The 22773-nt window shown below is 75.2% G+C and carries 13 protein-coding genes; 3 read left to right on the forward strand and 10 right to left on the reverse strand.

Annotated elements, in window-relative coordinates; all coding sequences use genetic code 11:
• Positions 1-6: 6 nt before the first annotated feature.
• Genes ACFYNO_RS22175 through ACFYNO_RS22215 form a run of 9 tightly spaced genes read right to left on the reverse strand, consistent with a single transcriptional unit; the run spans position 7 to position 18956 of the window.
• Positions 7-10665 (reverse strand): SDR family NAD(P)-dependent oxidoreductase, encoded by a 10659-nt coding sequence (locus tag ACFYNO_RS22175; RefSeq protein ID WP_388014911.1) that lies wholly within the window; start codon positions 10663-10665, stop codon positions 7-9.
• 56 nt (positions 10666-10721) lie between these two features.
• Positions 10722-12008 carry a methylaspartate mutase gene (locus tag ACFYNO_RS22180; RefSeq protein ID WP_388014914.1) on the reverse strand — a complete coding sequence of 429 codons (1287 nt, stop codon included), beginning with the start codon at positions 12006-12008 and terminating at the stop codon, positions 10722-10724.
• Positions 12005-12454, reverse strand: a complete 450-nt coding sequence (locus tag ACFYNO_RS22185) for a cobalamin B12-binding domain-containing protein (protein ID WP_388014917.1) — start codon at positions 12452-12454, stop codon at positions 12005-12007. Before ACFYNO_RS22185 ends, ACFYNO_RS22180 begins: the two co-directional genes overlap by 4 nt.
• Complete coding sequence (locus tag ACFYNO_RS22190; protein WP_388014920.1) at positions 12451-13689, reverse strand: type III PLP-dependent enzyme; 1239 nt, start codon at positions 13687-13689, stop codon at positions 12451-12453. Before ACFYNO_RS22190 ends, ACFYNO_RS22185 begins: the two co-directional genes overlap by 4 nt.
• Positions 13686-15215, reverse strand: a complete 1530-nt coding sequence (locus ACFYNO_RS22195; protein WP_388014923.1) for an AMP-binding protein — start codon at positions 15213-15215, stop codon at positions 13686-13688. Before ACFYNO_RS22195 ends, ACFYNO_RS22190 begins: the two co-directional genes overlap by 4 nt.
• Positions 15216-15245: 30 nt before the next feature.
• Positions 15246-16760 carry an AMP-binding protein gene (locus tag ACFYNO_RS22200; protein WP_388014926.1) on the reverse strand — a complete coding sequence of 505 codons (1515 nt, stop codon included), beginning with the start codon at positions 16758-16760 and terminating at the stop codon, positions 15246-15248.
• A 34-nt stretch (positions 16761-16794) separates the two neighbouring features.
• Positions 16795-17046: a phosphopantetheine-binding protein gene (locus tag ACFYNO_RS22205; RefSeq protein ID WP_388014929.1), complete on the reverse strand. Its 252-nt coding sequence runs from the start codon at positions 17044-17046 to the stop codon at positions 16795-16797.
• Positions 17047-17100: 54 nt separating this feature from the next.
• Entirely contained in the window at positions 17101-18036 is a 936-nt protein-coding gene (locus ACFYNO_RS22210) for an ACP S-malonyltransferase (RefSeq protein WP_388014932.1), read from the reverse strand.
• Positions 18033-18956: a proline iminopeptidase-family hydrolase gene (locus tag ACFYNO_RS22215; protein ID WP_388014935.1), complete on the reverse strand. Its 924-nt coding sequence runs from the start codon at positions 18954-18956 to the stop codon at positions 18033-18035. The genes ACFYNO_RS22210 and ACFYNO_RS22215 overlap by 4 nt, the downstream gene beginning before the upstream one ends.
• A 198-nt stretch (positions 18957-19154) precedes the next feature.
• On the opposite strand from ACFYNO_RS22215, the gene ACFYNO_RS22220 reads away from it, so the two are divergent.
• Genes ACFYNO_RS22220 through ACFYNO_RS22230 form a run of 3 tightly spaced genes read left to right on the forward strand, consistent with a single transcriptional unit; the run spans position 19155 to position 21840 of the window.
• Positions 19155-20384 (forward strand): cytochrome P450, encoded by a 1230-nt coding sequence (locus ACFYNO_RS22220; protein ID WP_388014938.1) that lies wholly within the window; start codon positions 19155-19157, stop codon positions 20382-20384.
• 29 nt (positions 20385-20413) lie between these two features.
• Positions 20414-21634, forward strand: a complete 1221-nt coding sequence (locus ACFYNO_RS22225) for a cytochrome P450 (protein WP_388014941.1) — start codon at positions 20414-20416, stop codon at positions 21632-21634.
• Positions 21635-21648: 14 nt separating this feature from the next.
• Complete coding sequence (locus ACFYNO_RS22230; protein ID WP_388014944.1) at positions 21649-21840, forward strand: ferredoxin; 192 nt, start codon at positions 21649-21651, stop codon at positions 21838-21840.
• Positions 21841-21897: 57 nt separating this feature from the next.
• Here ACFYNO_RS22230 and ACFYNO_RS22235 read toward each other — a convergent pair whose 3' ends face one another.
• Positions 21898-22638 carry a thioesterase II family protein gene (locus tag ACFYNO_RS22235; RefSeq protein WP_388014947.1) on the reverse strand — a complete coding sequence of 247 codons (741 nt, stop codon included), beginning with the start codon at positions 22636-22638 and terminating at the stop codon, positions 21898-21900.
• Between the last annotated feature and the right edge of the window lie 135 nt (positions 22639-22773).

A 22773-nucleotide genomic window follows, 5' to 3' on the forward strand; every position in this document is an offset into this window, starting at 1 on the left:
CCCTGGTTACTTGGCGTCGCTTCGGTCGAGCGCGGTGCGGATGAGGTCGTTGATGTCCATCGCCTTGATGGCCGAGGCCCGGTCGTCGCCGGTTCCGGCCGGCTTCGGGGCGGCCGGGGCGGGCGTCCCGGAGAGCTGCAACAGGCGGTCCAGCAGCCCGGATTCGCGCAGGGCGGCGACCGGGATGGCGGCCAGCAGCCGGGCCACCCGGGCGTCGTCGGGCCCCTCGGCGGGCGGGGCGGCGGCCGGGGCGGCGGGCTCGGGGCGCAGCCGGCCCAGCAGGTGGCCGGCCAGGGCGGCCGGGGTGGCGTAGTCGAAGATCAGCGTGGAGGGCAGGCGCAGGCCGCTGACCGCGTTGAGCTTGTTCCGCAGTTCCACGGCGGCCAGCGAGTCGAAGCCCAACTCGGTGAAGGCCCGCCGGGGTTGGACGGCGGCCGGGCCGTCGTGCCCGAGCACGGCGGCCACCTGGGCACGGACCGCCTCCAGCACCGCGTGCTCGTGGTCGGCGGGCGGCAGGGCGGCCAGGCGCTGGGGCAGGGCGGCCGCGCCGCCGGTGGCGGCGGCCGGGTCGCGGCGGGCGGCGGGCCGGACCAGCGCGCGCAGCAGGGCGGGCACCGGCTCGCCGCGCCCGCGCAGCGCCGCCAGGTCCAGCCGGGCCGGGACCAGGGCGGGGCGGCCGGTGCGCAGGGCGGCGTCGAACAGGGCCAGCCCCTCGGCGGGTTGCAGGGCGCCGATGCCGGAGCGCTGGATCCGCTCCAGGTCGGCGGCGCCGAGCTGGCCGCCCATGCCGCCCGCGCCCGCCCAGAGGCCCCAGGCCAGGGCGGTGGCGGGCAGGCCGGCGGCGGCGCGGTGCGCGGCCAGGGCGTCCAGGACGACGTTGGCGGCCGCGTAGTTGCCCTGCCCGGTGGCGTCCAGGGTGCCGGCCGCCGAGGAGAAGAGTACGAACCGGCTGATCTCCTGATGGAGCGTCAGTTCGTGCAGGTGCCAGGCTCCGTCCACCTTGGGCCGGAGCACGGTGTCGATCCGCTCGGGGGTGAGCGAGCCGATCAGCGCGTCGTCCAGGACGCCGGCGGTGTGCACGATGCTCCGCACCGGGTGCGCGGCGAGCAGCGCGGCCACGGCGGCCCGGTCGGCCACGTCGCAGGCCACCACGGCCACCTGCGCGCCCAGTTCGGTGAGTTCGGCGGCGAGTTCGGGGGCCGAGCCGCGGCGGCCGGCCAGCACCAGGCTGCGCACGCCGTGCTCGGCGACCAGGTGGCGGGCCAGCAGCGCGCCCAGGCCGCCGGTGCCGCCGGTGATCAGCACGGTGCCCCAGTCGGGGTCCGCCGCGCCGGCCGGCGGCTCGGCCCGGGTGAGCCGGGGCAGTCGCAGGCCGCCCTCGCGCAGCACCAGTTCGGGTTCGCCCGAGTCCAGGGCGCCGGCCAGCAGCTCCGGGGTGAGCGGGTCGCCGCCCGCCAGCTCCAGCTGGACGATCCGGCCGGGGTCCTCGGCCTGCGCCGCGCGGACCAGGCCGCGCACGGCGGCGTCCGCCAGTCCGCCCGAGGTCAGCACCACCAGCGTCGCCTTGGCGTAGCGCTCCTCGGCCAGCCACTGCTGGACGGGGGCGAGGACGGCCCGCAGGGCGGCCCGCACGGCCTCCGGCACCCGCTCCTGCGGGCCCGCGGGCACGGGCAGCAGCACCACCTCGGGAACGGCCTCGCCGAGCGCGGCCAGGTCCGGGTGCACGGGCAGGCCGAGGCCCAGGCCGTCCGCGCCGAGCACCGCGACCCGCCGGCCCTCCAGGCTGCCGGCGACCGGCCCCGGCACCAGCTCGACGGTGAACAGCGAGTCCTGCTGGGCGCCGAGCTGACCGGCCGTCACCGGGCGGGTGACGAAGGAGTCGACGGTGGCCAGCGGGGTGCCGTCGGCGTCCGCCAGCTCGATCCGGAGGGCGCCGCCTTCCTCCCGGGTCAGCCGCACCCGGGCGGCGGCGGCGCCGGTGGAGTGCAGCCGGACGCCGTTCCAGGCGAACGGCAGCAGCACCCTGCCGTCCGCCGGCTCCTCCTCCAGCAGCGCGCTGACGTGCAGGGCGGCGTCCAGCAAGGCGGGGTGCAGGCCGTAGCGGGCGGCGGCGGGCCGTTCGGCGGCGGGGAGTTCGAGCTCGGCGAAGACCTCCTCGCCGTGCCGCCAGGCGGCCTTGACGCCCTGGAAGACCGGGCCGTACTCGTAGCCCTGCTCCCGCATCCGGGCGTAGAGGCCGGTGACGTCGAGCGCGGTGTCCTGGGCGGGCGGCCACTGGGTGGGCGGCTCGGGCGCGGCGCCGCCGGGCTCGGCGAGCCGGCCGGTGGCGTGGGTGGTCCAGTCGGCCTCCCCGGCGTCCGCCGGGCGGGAGAAGATCCGCACGGCGCCGTCGCGCCCGGCCGCCACCTGGAGCTGCACGGCCGTGGACCCGGGCAGCGGCAGCGGCGCCTGGAGGGTCAGCTCCTCCAGCACGGGCAGGCCGAGCTCCTCGCCGGCCCGGATCGCCAGGTCGACCAGCGCGGTGCCGGGCAGCAGCACGGTGCCGAGCACGGCGTGCTCGGCGAGCGCCGGGTGGGTGGCCCGGGAGACCCGGCCGGTCAGCACCACCTCGTCCGAGGCGGCGAGCCGGATGCCGGCGCCGACCAGGGGGTGGTCCACCGGGGCCTGGCCGAGGCTGCCGGGGTCGCTCCTGGCGGCCGGGGCGTCCAGCCAGAACCGGCGGTGCTGGAAGGCGTAGGTGGGCAGCTCGACCGGGCGGGCGGCGTAGTCGCCGTACAGCGCCGTCCAGTCGACCTCCGCGCCGCGGGTGTGGGCCAGCGCGAGCGCGCCCAGCAGCTCCGCCGTCTCGGGCTTCTCCCGGCGGGCGACGGGGGCGAAGACCGCGGGCGAGTCCTCCGGCAGGCAGTCGGGGCCCAGGGCGCTCAGCACGGCGTCCGGGCCGAGCTCCAGGAAGGTGCTGACGCCCTGCCCGGCCAGCGCGGTGACGGCGTCGGCGAACCGCACGCCCTCGCGGACGTGCCGGACCCAGTACTCGGGCGTGCCCAGCTCCGCGGCGCCCGCCGGGCGGCCGGTCAGGGTGGAGACGATCGGGATGGCGGGCTCGCCGTACGCCAGCCCGGCCAGCACGGCGCCGAACTCGGCCAGCATGCCGTCCATCCGGGGCGAGTGGAAGGCGTGCGAGACGGTCAGCCGCCTGGACCGCTCGAACCGCCCGGCCACCGCCAGCACGGCCTCGGTGTCGCCGGAGAGCACCACCGAGCGCGGGCCGTTGACGGCGGCGATGCCGACCCGCCCGTCCAGCAGCGGCAGCACCTCGGCCTCGCTCGCCCGCACCGCGACCATCGCGCCGCCCTCGGGCAGCGCCTGCATCAGCCGGCCCCGGGCGGCCACGGCCGTGGCCGCGTCGGCCAGCGACCAGACGCCGCTGACGTGCGCGGCGGCCAGCTCGCCGATCGAGTGCCCGGCCAGGAAGTCCGGGCGCAGGCCGAAGGACTCCAGCAGCCGGAAGAGCGCCACCTCGGTGGCGAAGAGCGCGGCCTGGGTGTAGGCGGTGCGGCCCAGCAGGTCGGCGTCGGTGCCGAAGACCACCTCGGCCAGCGGCCGGTCGAGCGCCGGGTCCAGGTGGGCGGCGGCCCGGTCGAAGTGCTCGGCGTAGACCGGGAACGCCTGGTACAGCTCGCGGCCGGCGCCGGGCCGTTGCGAGCCCTGGCCGGAGAACAGGTAGGCCAGGCCGCCCTCCTCGGCGGTGCCGGTGACCAGCCCGGGGGCCTCGCCGCCCGCGCGCAGCGCGGCCAGGGCGGCGTCGAGTCCGGCCCGCCCGGCGGCCAGCACCACGGCGCGGTGCGGGTGCGCGGTGCGGGTGGTGGCGAGCGCGTGGCCCAGGTCGGCCAGCGGCGCCTGCAAGGGTGCCAGCCGCTCGGCCTGGGCGGCCAGCGCCTCGGGGGCGCGGGCCGAGAGCGGCAGCGCGACCAGCGGCGGCGGGGTGCCGGCCGGGGTCTCCACGGCGGGCGGCGCCTGCTCCAGGATCACATGGGCGTTGGTGCCGCTGATGCCGAAGGAGGAGACGGCCGCCCGGCGCGGCCGGTTCGCCTGCGGCCACGCGCGGGCCTCGGTGAGCAGTTCGACCGCGCCCGCCGTCCAGTCCACCTGGTCCGAGGGGGCGTCCACGTGCAGGGTCTTCGGCAGCACGCCGTGCCGCATCGCCTGCACCATCTTGATCACGCCCGCCACGCCCGCCGCGGCCTGGGTGTGGCCCAGGTTGGACTTGATCGAGCCCAGCCACAACGGGCGTTCCGCGGGCCGCTCCCGGCCGTAGGTGGCGAGCAGCGCCTGCGCCTCGATCGGGTCGCCCAGGGTGGTCCCGGTGCCGTGCGCCTCCACCGCGTCCACCTCGGCGCTGCCGAGCCCGGCCTGGGCCAGCGCCGCGCGGATCACCCGCTGCTGGGACGGCCCGTTGGGCGCGGTGAGCCCGTTGGAGGCGCCGTCCTGGTTGATCGCGGAGCCGCGCAGCACGGCCAGCACCCGGTGCCCGTTGCGCTCGGCGTCCGAGCGGCGCTCCAGCACCAGCACGCCGACGCCCTCGCCCCAGCCGGTGCCGTCCGCCGCGGCCGCGAAGGACTTGCAGCGCCCGTCGGCGGCCTGGCCGCGCTGGCGGCTGAAGTCGATGAAGGTGTCGGGGGTGGACATCACGGTGACCCCGCCGGCCAGCGCCAGCGAGCACTCGCCGCCGCGCAGCGCCTGCGCGGCCAGGTGCAGGGTGACCAGCGAGGAGGAGCAGGCGGTGTCCACGGTGACCGCCGGGCCCTCCAGCCCGAGCGCGTAGGCGACGCGGCCGGAGAGCACGCTGCCCAGGGTGCCGTTGCCGAGGTAGGCGGCGACCTCCTCGGGTGGTTCGGCGCCGAGCCAGCTGCCGTAGTCGTGGTACATCACTCCGGCGAAGACTCCGGTGCTGCTCCCCCGCACCGCCGCCGGGTCGATGCCCGCGCGTTCGAAGGCCTCCCAGGAGACCTCCAGCAGCAGGCGCTGCTGCGGGTCCATCGCGACGGCCTCGCGCGGGCTGATGCCGAAGAAGTCGGCGTCGAACTCGGCGGCCCGGTAGAGGAATCCGCCCTCGCGGGCGTAGGTCCTGCCGGGGGTGCCGGGCTCCGGGTCATAGATCGCCCCGGTGTCCCAGCCCCGGTCGGCGGGGAACTCGGCGATGGTGTCGACGCCCTCGGCGACCACCCGCCACAGGTCCTCGGGCGACTCGACGCCGCCGGGGTAGCGGCAGCTCATCCCGACGATCACGATCGGGTCCTCGCTCAGGGCGGCGGGTGCCGGTGCGGCCTGCTGCCGGGCCGGGCCGCCGAACAGGGTCTCGCGGAGGTGCGCGGCCAGCGCCTTCGGTGACGGGTGGTCGAAGACCAGGGTGGCGGGCAGCCGCAGCCCGGTCGCCGTGGTGAGGCGGTTGCGCAGCTCGACGGCGGCCAGCGAGTCGAAGCCGATCTCGGTGAAGGCCCGGGTCGGGCTGATCGCCGCCGCGCCCTCGTGCCGCAGCACGGCGGCCACCTCGGTGCGGACCAGCTCCAGCAGGGCGCGGTCCCGCTCGGCGGCGGGCAGCGCGGCCAACGCGCTGCCGGCGGCCCGGTCCTGGCTGCCGCGGGCGGCGGCGGAGCGGCGGGTGACCGGGCGGACCAGGCCGCTGAGCAGGGCGGGGATGCCGTCGGGGCGGCCGCGCACGGCGGCGGCGTCCAGCTCGACGGGGACCACCCTGGGCTCGCCGGTGCGCACGGCCGCGTCGAAGAGGCGCAGGGCGTGGGCCGGGTCCAGGCCGGGCACCCCGTAGCGGGCGATCCGGTCCAGCGCGGCCCGGTCCAGCGCGGCGCCCATGCCGGCCCCGCCGGTCCACAGGCCCCAGGCGAGGGCGGTGGCGGGCAGTCCCTGGGCGGCGCGGTGTTCGGCGAGCGCGTCCAGGTAGGCGTTGGCGGCCGCGTAGTTGCCCTGTCCGGCGCCGTCGAGCACGGCGGCGAGCGAGGAGAAGAGCACGAAGGCCGTCAACTCCCGGTCGGCGGTGAGCTCGTGCAGGTGGCGGGCGCCGTCGGCCTTGGCCCGGAACACCTCCGCCAGCGCCTCCTCGGTGAGCGAACCGATCACGGCGTCGGCCACCGTGCCGGCGGCGTGGATCACCGAGTCGACCGGGTGGGCGGCCAGCAGCGCGGCCACCGCCTCGCGGTCGCCCACGTCGCAGCCGACCACGGCCACCTCGGCGCCCAGCCCGGTGAGTTCGGCGGCGAGTTCGGGCGCGGAGTCGCGCCGGCCGGCCAGCACCAGGCGGCGCACGCCGTGCTCGGTGACCAGGTGGCGGGCCAGCAGCCCGCCCAGGCCGCCGGTGCCGCCGGTGATCAGCACGGTGCCCCAGTCGGGCGCCGGGTTCGCCGCCGGTGGCAGCACGGCCAGCCGGGGCACCGTCAACCGACCCTCCGTCAGCGAGAGCTCCGGCTCGCCGGTGGCCAGCGCGGCGGCCAGCTCGGCCTCGGTGGGCAGCCCCGCGTGCTCGATCAGCACGAACCGGCCGGGGTGCTCGGCCTGCGCGGAGCGGATCAGGCCGCGCACCGGCGCGCCGGCGAGGGCCGACGGCGGGGTGACCACCACCAGCACGGCCTCGGCGAACCGCTCCCCGGCCAGCCACTCCCGCACCACCCGCAGCACCCGGGCGGTCTCCGCCAGCGGCTCGGCGCCGGCCGCCGCCGGCAGCACGACGGCCTGCGGCACCGGGCCGTCGAGCCGGTCCAAGGCGTCGTCCAGCACGGCGGTCCGCAGCGGCTCCACCGGCCCGTCCGGCAGCGCCGCCGGCGACTGCCGCACGGCGTAGAGCAGTTCGCCGTCCGCGACCGGCCGGGAGACCAGCCCGCGCACGGTGGCCAGCGGTGCGCCGGCGGTGTCGGCGAAGTCCAGCGCGAGGGTGTCCTTGCCGGGCCGGGAGATCCGCACCCGCACGGCGGCCGCCCCGGCGGCGTGCAGCGACACCCCGGTCCAGGCGAACGGCACCAGCAGGTCGCCGCGCGGTTCGGCGTCCAGGTCGGCGGCGTGCAGCGCGGCGTCCAGCAGCGCCGGGTGCAGGCCGAACTCGGCGGCCTCAGCGGCGAGTTCCTCGGGCAGCGCGACCTCGGCGTACACCTCCTCGCCGTGCCGCCAGGCCGCCCGCAGGCCCTGGAACGCGGGGCCGTAGCCGTAGCCCTGGTCGGCCAGGGCCTGATACACGCCGGCCAGGTCGATCTGCGCGGCGCCCTGCGGCGGCCAGCTCTCCGGCGGCTGCCCCGGCTGCTCGGCGGCGGGCGCCAGCGCCCCGCTGGCGTGCTGGCGCCAGGGACCGTCGGCCGTGCGGGAGTGGATGGTCAGCGGCCGGCGCCCGCCCGGGTCCGGCTCGCCCACCGCGACCTGGATGCCGACCCCGCCGTCGGCGGGCAGCACCAGCGGTGCGCCCAGGGTGAGTTCCTCCACCGCGCCCGCGCCGACGTGGTCGCCGGCCCGGACGGCCAGCTCCACGAAGGCGGTGCCGGGGAAGAGCACCCGCCCGCCGATCACATGGTCGCCGAGCCAGGGCCGGGCCCGCAGCGAGAGCTGTCCGGTGAGCACCACACCGTCCGCGCCGACCGCCACCACGGCGCCCAGCAGCGGGTGGTGGGCCGGGAGCTGGCCGAGGTCGGCGAGGTCGGCGCGGGCCGAGCCGGGCTCCAGCCAGAACCGCTTGCGCTGGAACGGGTAGGTCGGCAGGTCGATGGTCCGGCCGCCGCGGCCGGCGTGGAACCGGTCCCAGTCGACGGCAACGCCGTTGCAGTATGCGGCCGTCAGTGCGAGCAGCGCCTGCCGCTGCTCGCCGTGCTCGCGGCGCAGCAGCGGGGCGAGCACGGCGGTCGGGTCGGCCAGGCACTCCTGGGCCATGGCGCAGAGCACGCCGTCCGGCCCGATCTCCAGGAAGGTCTCCACCCCGGCGCCGGCCAGCCACTCCACCGCCGCCGCGAACCGCACCTGCGCGGCGATGTGCTCCACCCAGTACTCGGGGGTGGCGATCCGCTCCCCGCAGAGCTCGCCGGTGACGGTGGAGACGATCGGGATCTTCGGCGCGGCGTAGTCCAGCACCCTGGCGATCCGGCGGAACTCGGCGAGCACCGGCGCCATCAGCGGCGAGTGGAAGGCGTGGCTGACCTTGAGCCGCTTGGACTTGCCGAAGGCCGCCGCGATCCGCAGCACCTCCTGCTCCTCCCCGGAGAGGACCACCGAGCGGGGGCCGTTGACGGCCGCGATCCCGACCCGCGCGGTGAGCAGCGGCGCCACCTCGGCCTCGGCGGCCTGCACGGCGGCCATCGCACCGCCGGCCGGCAGCGCCTGCATCAGCCGCCCGCGCGCGGCGACCAGGATGGCGGCGTCCTCCAGGGTGAGCACCCCGGCCACGTGCGCGGCGGCCAGCTCGCCGATCGAGTGCCCGGCCAGGTAGTCGGGGCGCAGGCCCCAGCTCTCGGCCAGCCGGAAGAGCGCGACCTCGATCGCGAAGAGCGCCGGCTGGGCGTACTCGGTGCGGTGCAGCAGCTCGGCCGCGGGCGTGCCTTCGGCGGCGAACAGCACCTCGGTGAGCGGCCGGTCGAGCTGCAGGTCGAGGTAGCCGCAGGCCTTGGCCAGGGCCTCGGCGAAGACCGGTTCGGCGGCCAGCAGTTGACGGCCCATCGCGAGCCGCTGGCTGCCCTGGCCGGTGAAGAGGAAGGCGAGCTTGCCGGCGCCGGCCGAGCCGGCGGGGACCGCTCCGGCGGCGATCGCGGTCAGGCCGGCCCGCAGCTCGGCGCGGTCCTCGGCGGCGATCGCCGCGCGGTGGCTCAGCCCGGCCCGGGTGGTGGCCAGCGAGTGGGCGAGGTCGGCGAGCCTCAGCCCCTCCCGGTCCAGCAGCGGCAGCAGATCGGCGGCCCGCCGCCGCAGCGCCTGCTCGCCGCGGGCCGACAGCACGAAGGGCAGCACCCCGGACGGGGCGTCGCCGGCGGCCGGCTCGGGCTCGGGCTGGTGCTCCAGCACCACGTGCGCGTTGGTGCCGCTGACGCCGAAGGAGGAGACGCCGGCCCGGCGCGGCGCGCCGGTCTCCGGCCAGGGCCGCCCCTCGGTGAGCAGCTCGACGGCGCCGGCCGCCCAGTCGACGTGCGGGCTGGGGGCGTCGATGTGCAGGCTCTTCGGCAGATAGCCGTGCCGCATGGCGAGCACCATCTTGATCACCCCGGCCACGCCGGCCGCGCCCTGGGTGTGGCCGAGGTTGGACTTGGCGGAGCCGATCAGCAGCGGCGCGTCGGCGGGCCGGTCCTGGCCGTAGGCGGCGATCAGGGCGCCGGCCTCGATCGGGTCGCCGAGCGTGGTGCCGGTGCCGTGCGCGTCGACGGCGTCCACCTCGGCGGCCCGCAGGCCGGCGTTGGCCAGCGCCTGCCGGATCAGCCGCCGCTGCGAGCTGCCGCTGGGGGCGGTGAGCCCGTTGGAGGCGCCGTCCTGGTTGACGGCGGAGCCGCGCACCAGGGCGAGCACCCGGTGCCCGTTGCGCTCGGCCTCGGAGAGCCGCTCCAGGACCAGCACGCCGGCGCCCTCGGCGAAGCCGGTACCGTCCGCGGCGGCGGCGAAGGCCTTGCAGCGGCCGTCGGGGGCCAGGCCGCGCTGGCGGCTGAAGGCGGTGAAGACGCCGGGCCCGCCGAGCACGGCGACGCCGCCGGCCAGCGCCAGCGAGGACTCGCCCGCCCGCAGCGACTGGCAGGCCAGGTGGATCGCGACCAGCGAGGCCGAGCAGGCGGTGTCCACGGTGACGGCGGGGCCGGTGGCGCCGAGCACGTAGGCGACCCGGCCGGCGATCACGCTGGGCGCGTTGCCGGTCATCAGGTAGGCGTCCAGGCCGTCGGGGGCCTCGTGCAGGCGGGGGCCGTACTCCTGCACCTCGGCGCCGAAGAACATCCCGGCCTCGGTGCCGCGCAGCGCCAGCGGGTCGACGCCGGCGTGCTCCAGGGCCTGCCAGGCGGTCTCCAGCACCACCCGCTGCTGGGGGTCCATGGCCAGCGCCTCGCGGGGGCTGATGCCGAAGAACTCGGCGTCGAACCCGGTGGCCGTGTCCAGGAAGCCGCCGCTGCGGACGTAGCTGCTGCCGGGGGTGTCCGGGTCCTCGTCGAACATCCGGTCCAGGTCCCAGCCGCGGTCCTCGGGGAAGGCGGAGAGCACCTCGCCGCCCTCGCGCAGCAGTTGCCAGAGCGCCTCCGGGGAGTCGAGGCCGCCGGCGAAGCGGCAGCCGATGCCGACGATGGCGATCGGCTCGTCGGCGGCACCGGGCCCGGCGGCCGGCTCGGGCGCTGCGGCCGGCTCGCCCAGCGCCTCGGTGAGCAGCCGCTCGGCCAGCGCGGCGGGGGTCGGGCAGTCGTAGACCACGGTGACCGGCAGCGCCAGGCCGGTGGCGGCGACCAGGCGGGCCTGGAGGTCGACGGAGGCCAGCGAGTCGAAGCCGAGCGCGGTGAAGGCCTGCGCGGGGTCCAGGGTGTCGGGCGCCTCCGGGCGGGCGGCCCGGAGCGCCGCCAGGGCGGTGTCGCGCACCAGGTCGAGGACCAGCCTCCGGTGCTCCGAGGGCGCGGCGGCGGCCAGCAGCCGGGCCAGGTCTGAATCGGAACGTGCCTCGTTCATCCGCGGATCTCCCACAGTCGGCCAAGCTCGAACAGTTATCCGGGGGCCGGTCCGGCTCAGCCCGTGCTGCCGGGGAGCGCGCGGCCCGTCCCGGCGGTGATCGCGTCCTCGTCGTACTTCCAGCGCAGGTAGGACAGCGCCGCCAGCAACTCGCCGGAGGTGACGCTGTGCGACGTCCCGGCCGCCACCACCCCGGCCAGCGGCAGCCGTCCGGTGTCCGCCCAGCGCAGCCGGCCCTCCCGGTCCAGGTAGCTGCGGGTGCGCCCCTGGTTGTCGGGGTGCAGGCAGTACGGGATGTCCAGGTAGCCGCGGCGGAACGCCAGCAGCATCGCCCGGCCGACGTCGGCGTCCAGGTCGAGCACGGCGGCGACCAGGGCCGCGGCCTCGGCGTAGGTCTGCGAGTCGGCGCCGTCGTCGGCGATCCGCGCGGTGCGGGCCGCCCGGGCGGCCGCGTGCTCCAGCGCGTCGACGTTCTCCGCGACGGTCGGGATCCGCACCGACTCGGCGACGGTCTTCACGATCAGCCGCTCCGAGCCGGTGGCGGCGGCCAGTTCGGCCGCCTCGCCGAGCAGCGCCAGCGAGCCGCGCGGGGTGGTCGGGTAGACGCCCATGTAGGCGTAGACGACCACGTGCCAGTCGGCGCCGGGCAGCAGCTCGGCGCAGAGCCGGCGCAGCGCGAAGACCGCCTCCATGTCCTGCTGCCGGTGGGTCTGCTGGGCGTAGCTGGCCGAGATGGAGCGCAGCCCGTGCTGGTGGAAGAACAGCGCCTCCAGCGCGCTGATCGCCACCAGCTGGCTGGGCGGGCAGAGTTGGCCGAGCATGCAGCCGCCGAAGGTCTCCAGGTGCGGTTCCAGGCCGAGTTCGCGCAGCCGGCTGAAGAGCTCGCAGGAGCGTTCCCAGTTGGCCATCGACTGGTGCAGCGGGATCCGCCCGTAGGGCAGGCAGTAGGAGACCGGTCCGCCCTCGGAGGCGTCCAGGCCGACGGCCATCAGCGCCCGGAAGATGTCCAGCGGCGCGGCCGAGCCGTGCCGCACCTGCACCGGGAACTCGGCGCCGTGGATGCCGTCCAGCACCTGCCTGGTGGTCCGCAGGTCGTGGCTGACGATCGGGTAGCCGTTGAGCGGTACGCCTTCCAGCAGGGCGAGTTCGGCGGACTCCAGGTCGTTCACCCGGGTGTAGCTGTCCAGGGTGACGGTTCCGACCGTGCGCCCGGCGGCACCCTTGGTGGCCAGCAGTCCGGCCCGCATCTGCGCCGGATCGCTCATCCCCATCCGGGGCTGCACCACGAGTTCGCCGGCCTGCCGCGCCCGGCGGACGAATGCGCCGAACCCGCCCCCGCTCACGTCAGCACCCGCTGCGGGAGCGAGTCGAGCAGCCGCCGGAAGGACGCGATTCCCTCCGCCCCGTCGTCGAAGACCGCGTCGTAGCCGGCGGCCGCCAACTCGGCCAGCTGCTCGGTGCTCTGGGCGCCCGAGATGCCCAGCTTGCCGCCGATCACGGCCGGGACGGAGTCCAGCTCGGCCCGTTCGCGCAGCTTGCCGATCATCCGGATGCCGTCCTGGTAGCCGTGCCCGTTGACGCTGCTGACCACCAGCAGCGCCGGGCGGCGGGCCAGGCACTCGTCCACCAGCAGCTCGGTGGGCACGCACGGGCCGAGGTTGACCACCTCGAACCCCAGCTCCTCCAGCAGCAGTTGCAGGAAGACCAGGTTCCAGGTGTGCGAGTCGGAGGTGCCGCCCGCGACGACCACCGTCCGGTTGGGCGCGGCCTGGGCCGGCAGCGGGCTCACAGCTGCTCGCCGAGCTGGTAGGCGCGGTGGTGCTCGATCCGGGAGACCGAGACCAGTTCCTCGCCGCGGACCAGGATCTCGGTCGGGGCGGGGCGGCCGAGGAACATCAGCAGGCTGGCGGTCGGCCCGTAGGCGCCCGCGTTGGGGATGCTCACCACGTCGCCCGGGGCCAGCGCGGGCAGTTCGATGTCGCGGCCGAGCACGTCGCCCGGGGTGCAGAGCGGGCCGACCAGGCTGGCGATCTGCGCCAGCGGGATTCCCTCCTCGTCCAGCCGGACCGAGACCGGCATGATCCGGCCCAGGCCCGACATGCCGCCGAAGGTGTTGATCCCGCCGTCCAGGATGACGAAGCGGCGCCCGCGGCTCTCCTTGAGGTTGACCACGCCGACCACCAGGGTGCCGCTGTCGCCGACCAGGTAGCGCCCGGACTCGACGGCGATCCGCACCTCACCGCTGCGCCAGCCGGGGAAGGACTCGTCCAGCGCCTCGGCCAGCGCGGCCCGCAGCTCCCGGTAGACCGGCCGGGGGCCGCGGACGGCGTACGGCACCGAGAAGCCGCCGCCGATGTCCACGAACCGGAACCGGGTGCCGAGTTCGGCCTGTACCCGGGCCGCCGTCCCGATGGTGTGCCGGAACTCGCCGATCAGGCTGGCCTCGTCCTTGGCGTTGCTGAGCGGGAAGAAGTGCGCGCCCACCACCTCGGTGCCCGGCACGTCGAACAGCTGCTCGCGCACTTCGGGCAGGGTCTCGCTGTCGAAGCCGAACTGGGAGGGCACGCCGGTCATCCGGATGCTCGAGGTGGCGCTGGCGCCGGCGCTGTTGACCCGCAGCAGGCAGCGGGCGACGACGCCCAGCCGGGTGGCGGCGGCGCCGATGTTGCGCAGGTCGCCCAGCGACTCCACCGAGAAGTGCCGCACCCCGGCGGCCAGCGCCTCGGTCAGCTCGCCGTCGGTCTTGCCGGGGCCGGTGTAGAGGATGTCGGCCCCGGGGTACCCGGCGGCCAGCACCGCGGCCAGCTCGCCGGTGGAGCTGATCTCCGCCCGGCAGTGCCGCCCCCGGCCGGACCGCAGCTCGCGCAGCAGTTCGGGGTGCGGGTTGGCCTTGGCCGCGTAGAACAGCTCGACCTGCTCGGGCAGCGCGTCGAACAGGTCACCGCGGGCGGCCGCGATCCGGTCCAGATCGTAGACGTAGCACGGGGTGCCGAAGCGCTTGGCGAGGTCGGTGTGGCCGGTCACGGGGTGCTCCCTTCGAAGAGCAGGGCGAGCTTGCGGCGCTCGTGCTTGCCGTGCAGGGTGAGCGGCAGTTCGTCGACCACCCGGCACAGGCCCGGCACCTTGGCCGGCTCCAGCCGCAGCGACAGCTCGCGCAGCACCGTGTGCGGGGCCAGCTCGCCGACCACGCAGACCGCCAGGTCGCGGCCCTCGACCGGCGGCAGCACGGCGGCGGCCTGCACGCCGGGGATGTCCATGGCGGCGGCCTCGATCTCGATGGTGCTCATCCGCACGCCCTTGCGCTTGAACATGTCGTCCCGGCGGCCCTCGTAGTAGAGGAAGCCGTCCTCGTCGACGCTGCCGAAGTCGCCGGTGTGCAGCCGCCGTTGCCCGCTCACCGGGTCGGTCCTGAAGGCCTTGGCGGTGAGTTCGGGCGCCCGCCAGTAGCCGGGCATCACGTGCGGGCCCTCCACCACGATCTCGCCGGCCTCGCCGGTGGGCAGCTCGTCGCCCTGCTCGTCCAGGATCAGCACCCGGGTGCCGGGCAGCGGGCGGCCCACCGAGGTGGGCTTGCTGTCCTCGAACTCCGGTGGCAGCACCGAGATCCGCTTGCACTCGGTCTGGCCGAACTGGCGGATCACCTCGGCGCCTGGGAAGGCCGCGCGCAGCGCGTCGGCGGTGGCCTTGGGCAGCGCGGCACCGGTGTTGGTGAACATCCGCACCTTGGAGGCGGCGGCCGGCTCGCGTTCGGCCAGCGAGCAGATCATCGCGGCCAGCGAGGGCACGATCGGCACCACGGTGGCGCCGCTCTCCCGGATACGCCGCAGCAGCACCAGGTCGGAGTCGGTGTCGGCGAGCACCAGTTCGCTGCGGCCGAGGGCGGCCAGCAGGACCTTGTAGAGGCCGTAGTCCCAGGAGATCGGGAACCGGCAGAACACCACGTCGTCGGGGCGGTAGCCGAGTTCCCGGTTGATCGCGCGGGAGGCGAAGACCATCTGGCGGTGCGGGCAGATCACCCCCTTGGGCGCCGCGGTGCTGCCGGAGGTGTAGACCAGCACGGCGACCTCGTCGGGGTCCACCGGCTGCTCGGCCGGCCGGGCGCCCGCCTCGTGCAGTGCGGTCACCTCGGACCAGGCCTCGCCGAACGGCAGCACCTCGGCCGGGGAGAGGCCGGCCACCCGCGGCGCCGCCTCGTCGGCGACGATCACCAGCCGGGGCTCGGCGTTGGCGAGCACCGAGCGCAGGTGGTACTCCTTCATGCCCGGGTTGAGCGGCACCAGCACCGCGCCGCGCCGCGCGGTGCCGTAGAGCAGCGCCACCAGGGCGCGGTTGCTGGGCAGTTGGACCAGCACCCGGTCGCCGGCCCGGACCCCGCGGGCGTCCAGCCAGGCGTTGACGGCGTGGCTGTGGGCGCTCAACTCCCGGTAGGTCCAGCGCCCGTCCCGGTCGCCGACCGCGATGGCGCCGGGCGCGGCCTCGGCCGTCGCCTCGTCGAGCACTCCGTGCACCAGCACGGCCTGCCCGGCCTGCGGTATCGCGTTACGACTCACGGTGTGTGTCCGTCCTCTCCATGGTGAGCCTCACTCGGCTGGCGGAGCCGCCTGGGCGGCGAGTTGCTTGCGGTCGATCTTCCGGTTGGGGTTCAGCGGGAACTCGGCCACGTGGCAGTAGCGTCTGGGGATCACGGCGGCGGGCAGCACCGCGCGCAGCTCGCGGGCCAGCCGGGCCGCCGGCACCGGCTCGCCGGTGTGGAAGACCACCAGCTCCACCGAGCCCCGGGCGGGCACGGCGACGGTGACGGCGTCCTGCACGCCCGGGCAGCCGCGCACCGCGGCGTCCACCTCGGCCAGCTCCACCCGCACCCCGAGCACCTGCACCTGGGCGTCGTCCCGGCCCAGGTAGAGCAGTTCGCCGCCGGCGGCCCGCCGCACCCGGTCCCCGGTGCGGTAGAACCGGCGGCCGTAGCGCTCGAAGAACCGTCCCGCGTCGTCGGCCGGGTCCAGGTAGCCGGCGGTCAGCTGGGGTCCGGCGATGCAGAGTTCACCTTCGGTGGCGCTCTCCTCGCCGCCGGGGCCGAGCAGCAGCACGGCGTGCCCCGGGTGCACGGCGCCGGTCGGCACCATGCCGTTGGGCGCGTCCTCGCCCGCCCAGCGGTGGACGGCGACGGTGATGGTCAACTCGGTCGGGCCGTACAGGTTCTCCAGCACCGACTCCGGCGCCGCGGCCCGCCAGTCGCCCGCGTCCCGGCAGCTCAGCGCCTCGCCGGCGAAGAAGCTCCAGCGCAGCGAGGGCATCGCGGCGGGCCGCAGACCGCCGGTTCGCCGCACCAGCGCGATGGCGCTGGGGGTGGAGAACCAGACCGTCACGCCGTGCTCGGCGAGGAACCGGGGCATGTCCCGGTAGGCCTGCGGCGGCGGCACGGCCAGCGTGGCACCCGCTCCCCAGGCGCAGAACAGGTCGAAGACGGCGCAGTCGAAGTTGAGGTCGAAGTTCTGGGTGAAGACGTCCTCGGGGCCGAAGTCGTAGCGCTCGTCCAGCAGTCCGAAGTAGTGCCGGGTGTTGGCGTGGGTGACCGGAACGCCCTTGGGGCGGCCGGTCGAGCCGGAGGTGAAGAGCACGTAGGCGGTGTCCTCGGCGCGCACCGGCACCGGCGCGCCCAGCGCCCGCCGCACCAGCACGGGTACGGCCGGCTGGGGTTGGCCGCCGGGGGCGAAGAGCACCGGGAGGTCGACGCCCTCGGCGTGCAGCGCGGCCAGGGCCGGCAGCGCGTCGTCGTCGGCGACCAGCGCGGCGACCCCGCTCGCCTCGATCATCTGCCGGGTCCGGGCGGCCGGGAAGCCCGGCTGCAGCGGGACCACGGTGCACCCGGTGTAGAGGCCGGCCAGCAGCGACGGGTAGGCCGTCAGCCCCTTGCCCGCCAGCACGCCGACCGCCGCGGGCCGGGCCGGCAGCGCGGCCAGCAGCGAGCCGGCCAGCAGCAGGGCGCGCTCGTGCAGCTCCTGGTAGCTCAGGCCGCTGCCGCCGGCCAGCACCGCGGGGCGCTCGGCCGACTTGGCGAGTCCGCGCAGGAACCGCCCGTACAGCGCGTGATCCACGGCTCTCCTCCCCTTCTCGTCTGCTGACGGTGCGTCAGATGGCGGAGCCGGGCAGCAGGCCCGCCACGGTCTTCCAGAGCACGGCCGGGGTGGCGAAGGTCTCCGGGGTCAGCGCGTCGTCCAGGAAGCGGACGTCGTAGGCGCCCTCCAGGTTGCCCAGCAGCTCGACGGTGCCGAGCGAGTCCAGGCCCAGGTCGCGCAGCGGGGTGTCCTCGGCCAGCTCCTCCCCCGGCGGCAGGAACGGCAGGAAGCGGCGCAGGGTCTCTTCGAAGGTCTGGTCCCACATGGTGACTCCCTCAGGTTGGTGTTCGTCGCCGGGTGCGGTTGGTCGGCAGGTGTCTCAGCCGGCGGTGGTGCGGCGCCTCGGGGTCATCGCCAGCCGGGGGTTGGCCGGCAGCACCTCGAAATTGGCGGTGGTGCAGGGGACTCGGCCGAACAGGCTGTCCGGCCCGGCCACGCAGACCCGCTCGATCTCCAGCCGCCGCAGCCCGGCCACCGCCGCCGGCCAGCGCAGCGGGCGGACGATGCTGTCCAGCAGCATGGTGCGCACCTGCTCGGCCGTGGTGAGCAGCGCGCCGTCCTGGTCGGCCACCACCGGCAGCTTCGGGTCGGTGAACTCCAGGGTGGCCAGCACCTCGCGCTCGGCCTTCTCGCGCAGCCCCGTGAAGGCGCCCGAGTGCAGCGGCGGGCGCATGGTGTAGAGCGGCATCCCGCCGACCGCGCGCAGCCGCTGCTGCAGCCACTCCACCCGGGATTCGCGCAGCGAGAGCATGTAGAAGCCCTCGTCGATGTAGCAGGAGATGTCGTGCCACTCGCCCTGCTCGTCCAGTTCGGCGAGGATGGTCCGCAGCTCCGGCTCGGGGGTGCGGACGAAGGACTGCACCACGATGTCGGTGTGCTCGCGGCTGAAGTAGTCGTCCATGCAGCGGGCCAGTTCGGCAGTCATCCGGACGGCCTCGGGCACCGGCAGCGCCTGGGCGTAGGCGACGGCCGCCTTCTCGCCGAAGCTCGGGCCGAGCACCGCCTCGGCCGCCACGCCCAGTTCCTCGCGCGCCCACTCGGCGCTGGCCAGGCAGTTGACCAGGAAGGCCACCTGGGCCGCCTCGGAGTAGTCGCCCTCGGCCTCGCGGAAGGCGTCCACCAGGGAGTAGCCGAGCACCTCGTCGGCCACCGCCACCAGCGCGCGGGCCTGCCGGTTGGCCACCATGAACCGGCCGGCCTCCCGGAAGGCGGCCGGGCCCATGCCGGGGAAGACCATCGCCGTGCGCTTGGTCACGGCCGCACCTCCGCGGCCGGCTGGGCCAGTTCGGCGAGGAAGCCGGCCATCACCTCGGTGAACCGGGCCGACTCCTCCAGGTGCGGGCAGTGGCTGGAGTTCTCGAAGACCTCCCAGCGCACGGTGGGGATGCGGTCGAAGTAGGGCTGCATGGTGACCGGGGTCGCCTCGTCGTACCTGCCGCTGATCAGCAGGGTCGGGGTCCGGATCCCGTCCAGCTCCTCGATGATCGACCAGTCCTTGAGGGTGCCGATCACATGGAACTCGTTGGGCCCGTTCATCGTGTAGTACACGGTCGGGTCGTTGTAGATCTCCATGAAGGAGGAGAGGAAGTCCCGCGGCCAGGGCAGGATCCGGCAGACGTGGCGGTCGTAGAAGACCCGCATGGCGGCCAGGTACTCGGGCGAGTCGAAGGTCTCGGCTGCCTCGTGCCTCAGCAGGGTCTGCTGCACCTCGGGCGGCAGCTGGGCCCGCAGCACGGCCATCTCGCTGAGCCAGAGCGGGTAGGACGCCGGCGAGTTGGCCACCACCAGGCCGCGCAGCCCGGTCGGCCGGGCCATCGCGTGCTTGGCGGCCAGCAGGCCGCCCCAGGACTGGCCGAACAGCACGTAGTCGTCCGCGATGTCCAACTCGGCCAGCAGGTTCGTCAGTTCGGCGGCGAAGAGGTCGACCTTCCAGAACTCGGCGCCCTTGTGCGGCAGGTGGGTCGAGCCGCCGTTGCCGAGCTGGTCGTAGTGCACCACCGGCCAGCCCAGCTCGGCGAGTTCGGACAGCTGCAGCAGGTAGTCGTGGGTGCTGCCGGGGCCGCCGTGCACCACCACCACGGCCGGTCTGCCGGACTTCAGGTCGCCGGTGACCCGGTACCAGGTCCGGTACTCCCCGAACGGGACGGTTCCCTTCGCGCTGGGCTCCAGGGGCACGGCAACCACCTCAGTCGACGGACGGGTTCGGGAGGGCACGGAATCGTGATCCGGCCCCGACGCTAACCCGCTGCGACGGCCCGGCCGCACCCCTAGCCGCCCCTAGCACCCGGGGGCGGAGAGCCGCTGGAGAGCAGCCTGAACGGTAGGGGTGGGCAGGGGTACTTCGGGCCCGGCGGGCCGCCTAGCGTGCGCACCATGACCCAGACAGCCGACCAGCACCGTCCGGCCGACGAGCCGCCCGCCTTCCCGATGCCGCGCGCCTGCCCGTTCACCCCGCCGGCGCGCTACGCCGAGCTCCGCGCGAAGGAGCCGGTCTCCCGGGCCGTGCTCAAGGTCAACGGCAAGCCCGCGTGGCTGGTCAGCACCTACGAGGGCCTGAAGAAGGTGCTCGGCGACTCCCGGGTGAGCGCCAACCTCAAGCTGCCCGGCTACCCGCTGCAGGTGCCGGTGCCCGAGGAGTTGCTGCAGTCCGTGCCGCTCACCTTCCTCTCCATGGACCAGCCCGAGCACACCGTCCAGCGCCGCCTGCTGGCCCCGGAGTTCAGCCTGCGCCGGATGCGCGCGCTGCGCCCCGGCATCCAGCAGATCGTCGACGAGCGGATCGACGCGATGCTGGCCGCGGGCGGCCCGCTGGACCTGGTCGGCGCGCTCGCGCTGCCGGTGCCCTCGCTGGTGATCTGCCGGCTGCTCGGCGTCCCCTACGAGGACCACCCGCGCTTCGAGCACTGGGCCGGCCAGATCATGAACCAGCAGATCAGCGACGCCGAGCGCGGCCTGGCGCACTACGAACTCGACCAGTACGTCGACCAGTTGGTCACCGCCAAGGAGTCCGAGCCGGGTGACGACATGATCAGCCGGCTGATCGCGGCCAACCGGGCCGAGCCCTCGGTGGAGCACGCCGACATCGTCAGCATGGCCCGGCTGATGCTGGTCACCGGCCACGAGACCACCGCCAACATGATCGCGCTGGGCACCCTGGCTCTGCTGGAGCACCCGGAGCAGCTGGCCGCCCTGCGCGCCGAGCCCGAGCTGCTGCCCAAGGCCGTCGAGGAGCTGCTGCGGTTCTTCTCCATCTCCGACTCCGGCACCGCCCGGGTGGCGCTGGAGGACATCGAGCTGGACGGCGTCACCATCAGGGCCGGCGAGGGCATCCTGCCGCTCAACAACTCGGCCAACCACGACGAGTCGGTCTTCCCCGACCCCGACACCCTGGACATCCGCCGCGAGGCCCGCAGCCACCTGGCCTTCGGCTACGGCATCCACCAGTGCATCGGCCAGAACCTGGCCCGGATCGAGCTCGAGATCGTCTACGAGACCCTGTTCCGCCGCATCCCCGAGCTCCGGTTGGCCGTCCCGGTGTCCGGGCTCACCTTCAAGGACGACGCGATCGTCTACGGCATGTACGAACTGCCCGTCACCTGGTGACCCAGGCGGACCGACCCCGAGAGGGCACCATGACCCAGGACCAACCGGCCGCCGCGCTGCCGGACTTCCCCATGACGCGCACCTGCCCCTTCCGCCCGCCGGCGCGGTACGCCGAGCTGCGCGCGGAGCAGCCGGTCTCCCAGGCGGTGCTGAAGGTCACCGGCAGCCCCGCCTGGCTGGTCACCACCCATGAGCAGGTCAGGGCGGTGCTCGGCGACGACCGGGTCAGCTCCAACCTCAAACTGCCGGGCTACCCGCACCAGTTCCCGATCCCCCCGGAGATGCTGCGGGAGGTCCGGCTGATGATGCTCTCGATGGACCCGCCCGAGCACACCGCCCAGCGCCGCTACCTGATCCCCGAGTTCACCGCCCGCCGGATGCGCGCGCTGCGGCCCCGGATCCAGCAGATCGTCGACGAGCGGATCGACGCGATGCTCGCCAAGGGCGGCCCGGTCGACCTGGTGGCGGCGCTGGCGCTGGCCGTGCCCTCGCTGGTGATCTGCGAACTGCTGGGCGTCCCCTACGAGGACCACCCGCAGTTCGAGGAGTGGTCGGCGACGATGATGAGCCACGGCATCAGTCCGGAGGAGTACGGCGCCGCGGTGGTGGCCCTGGACACCTACCTGGACAAGCTGATCACCGCCAAGGAGAACGAGCCCGGCGACGACCTGATCAGCCGGTTCATCGAGAAGAACCGCGAGGAGCCGATCGCCGACCACACCGACATCGTCACGATGGCCCGGCTGATGCTGGTCGGCGGCCACGAGACCACCGCCAACATGATCTCGCTCGGCGTGCTCGGCCTGCTGGAGCACCCGGACCAGCTGGCGGCGGTCAAGGCCGACCCCGAGCTGCTGCCGGGCGCGGTGGAGGAGCTGCTGCGGTTCTTCTCCATCTCCGACTCCGGCACCGCCCGGGTCGCCCTGGCCGACATCGAGCTGGGCGGGGTGACCATCAAGGCGGGCGAGGGCATCCTGCCGCTCAACAACGCCGCCAACCACGACGAGGCCGTCTTCCCGGACCCGGACACCCTGGACATCCGCCGCGAGGAGGCCCGCAGCCACCTGGCCTTCGGCTACGGCATCCACCAGTGCATCGGCCAGAACCTGGCCCGGATCGAGCTGGAGATCGTCTACGGCACGCTGTTCCGCCGGATCCCGGGCCTGCGGCTCGCCGTCCCGTTCGACGAGCTGGGGTTCAAGGACGAGGCGCTGGTCTACGGCGTCCGCCGGCTCCCCGTCACCTGGTGAGGGGGGCCGCCGCCATGCGCGTCAGCGTCTCCCCCGACCGGTGCGTCTCGGCCGGCCAGTGCGTGATGCTCGCCCCGGAGGTCTTCGACCAGGACGAGGACGGCATCGTGACGCTGCTCCAGGAGCAGCCGCCGGCCGAGCTGCACGCGGCCGTCCGGCAGACCGCCTCGCTCTGCCCGGTGCGGCTGATCCGGCTCTCCGAGTAGCCGGCCCGTTCGCGACACCGCTGCCCCTGGTCCGCTCCGGACCAGGGGCAGCGGTCGTCAGCGCAGCGCCTTCGCCGTCCGGGCGACCAGGTCGGTGATCTCGCCCTGGTGGTGGCTCAGGTAGAAGTGGCCGCCGGTGAAGACCCGCTGGTCGAAGGCGCCGGTGGTGTGCTCGGCCCAGGCCCCGGCGTCCGCCACCGCGGTCATCGGGTCGGCGTCGCCGACCAGCACGGTGACCGGGCTCTCCAGCAGCGGCTCGGCGGTGTGCCGGTAGCGGCCGAGCGCGGTGTAGTCGGCCCGGATGGCCGGCAGGATCATCGCCAGCAGCTCGTCGTCGCCGAGCAGCCGCGCGTCGGTGCCGCTCAGCGCCTTCACCTCGGCGAGCACCCCGGCGTCGTCGCGCAGGTGCACCGTCTCGGGGACGCCGCGGCTGGGCGCGCGGCGGCCCGAGAGGAAGACCGCGCCGGGCGCCGCGCCGCGCTGCTGGAGCAGCCGGGCCAGCTCGTAGGCCACCAGGGCCCCCATGCTGTGGCCGAAGAGCACCAGCGGCCGCCGGTCCGCCGGGTCCAGGGCGGCCGCCACCTGCGCGGCCAGTTCGGTGATGCTCTCCAGCGGCTGCTCGGTCCGCCGGTCCTGCCGGCCCGGGTACTGCACCGCGAAGGTCTCCACCTCCGGGGCGAGGGCGGCGGAGAGCGGGAAGAAGAAGCTCGCGGAGCCGCCCGCGTGGGGCAGGCAGAGCACCCGTACCCCCGCGTCCGGCCCTGGGTGGAAGCGCCGGATCCACTGGTCGTCGTTCATCTGTGCACTCCTCTGCTTGCGTCGCTGAGATCGCGGAACGCCCGTTGAGGGAGAGAGGCCGCCGGCGGCCGGGTCGCACTGCCGCGAACTCCTCGCGGCGCCTGGCCGGGCTCCAGCCCATGGCAGGGCGTGTCT

The organism is Kitasatospora sp. NPDC006697, from assembly GCF_042869935.1.
Lineage (GTDB): Bacteria > Actinomycetota > Actinomycetes > Streptomycetales > Streptomycetaceae > Kitasatospora.

Excerpts from the sequence above, each read along its gene's own strand:
- ACFYNO_RS22235 (WP_388014947.1), bottom strand. The coding sequence starts at position 22,638 with ATGAACGACGACCAGTGGATCCGGCGCTTCCACCCAGGGCCGGACGCG.
- ACFYNO_RS22225 (WP_388014941.1), top strand. The coding sequence starts at position 20,414 with ATGACCCAGGACCAACCGGCCGCCGCGCTGCCGGACTTCCCCATGACG.
- ACFYNO_RS22175 (WP_388014911.1), bottom strand. The coding sequence starts at position 10,665 with ATGAACGAGGCACGTTCCGATTCAGACCTGGCCCGGCTGCTGGCCGCC.
- ACFYNO_RS22220 (WP_388014938.1), top strand. The coding sequence starts at position 19,155 with ATGACCCAGACAGCCGACCAGCACCGTCCGGCCGACGAGCCGCCCGCC.
- ACFYNO_RS22230 (WP_388014944.1), top strand. The coding sequence starts at position 21,649 with ATGCGCGTCAGCGTCTCCCCCGACCGGTGCGTCTCGGCCGGCCAGTGC.
- ACFYNO_RS22205 (WP_388014929.1), bottom strand. The coding sequence starts at position 17,046 with ATGTGGGACCAGACCTTCGAAGAGACCCTGCGCCGCTTCCTGCCGTTC.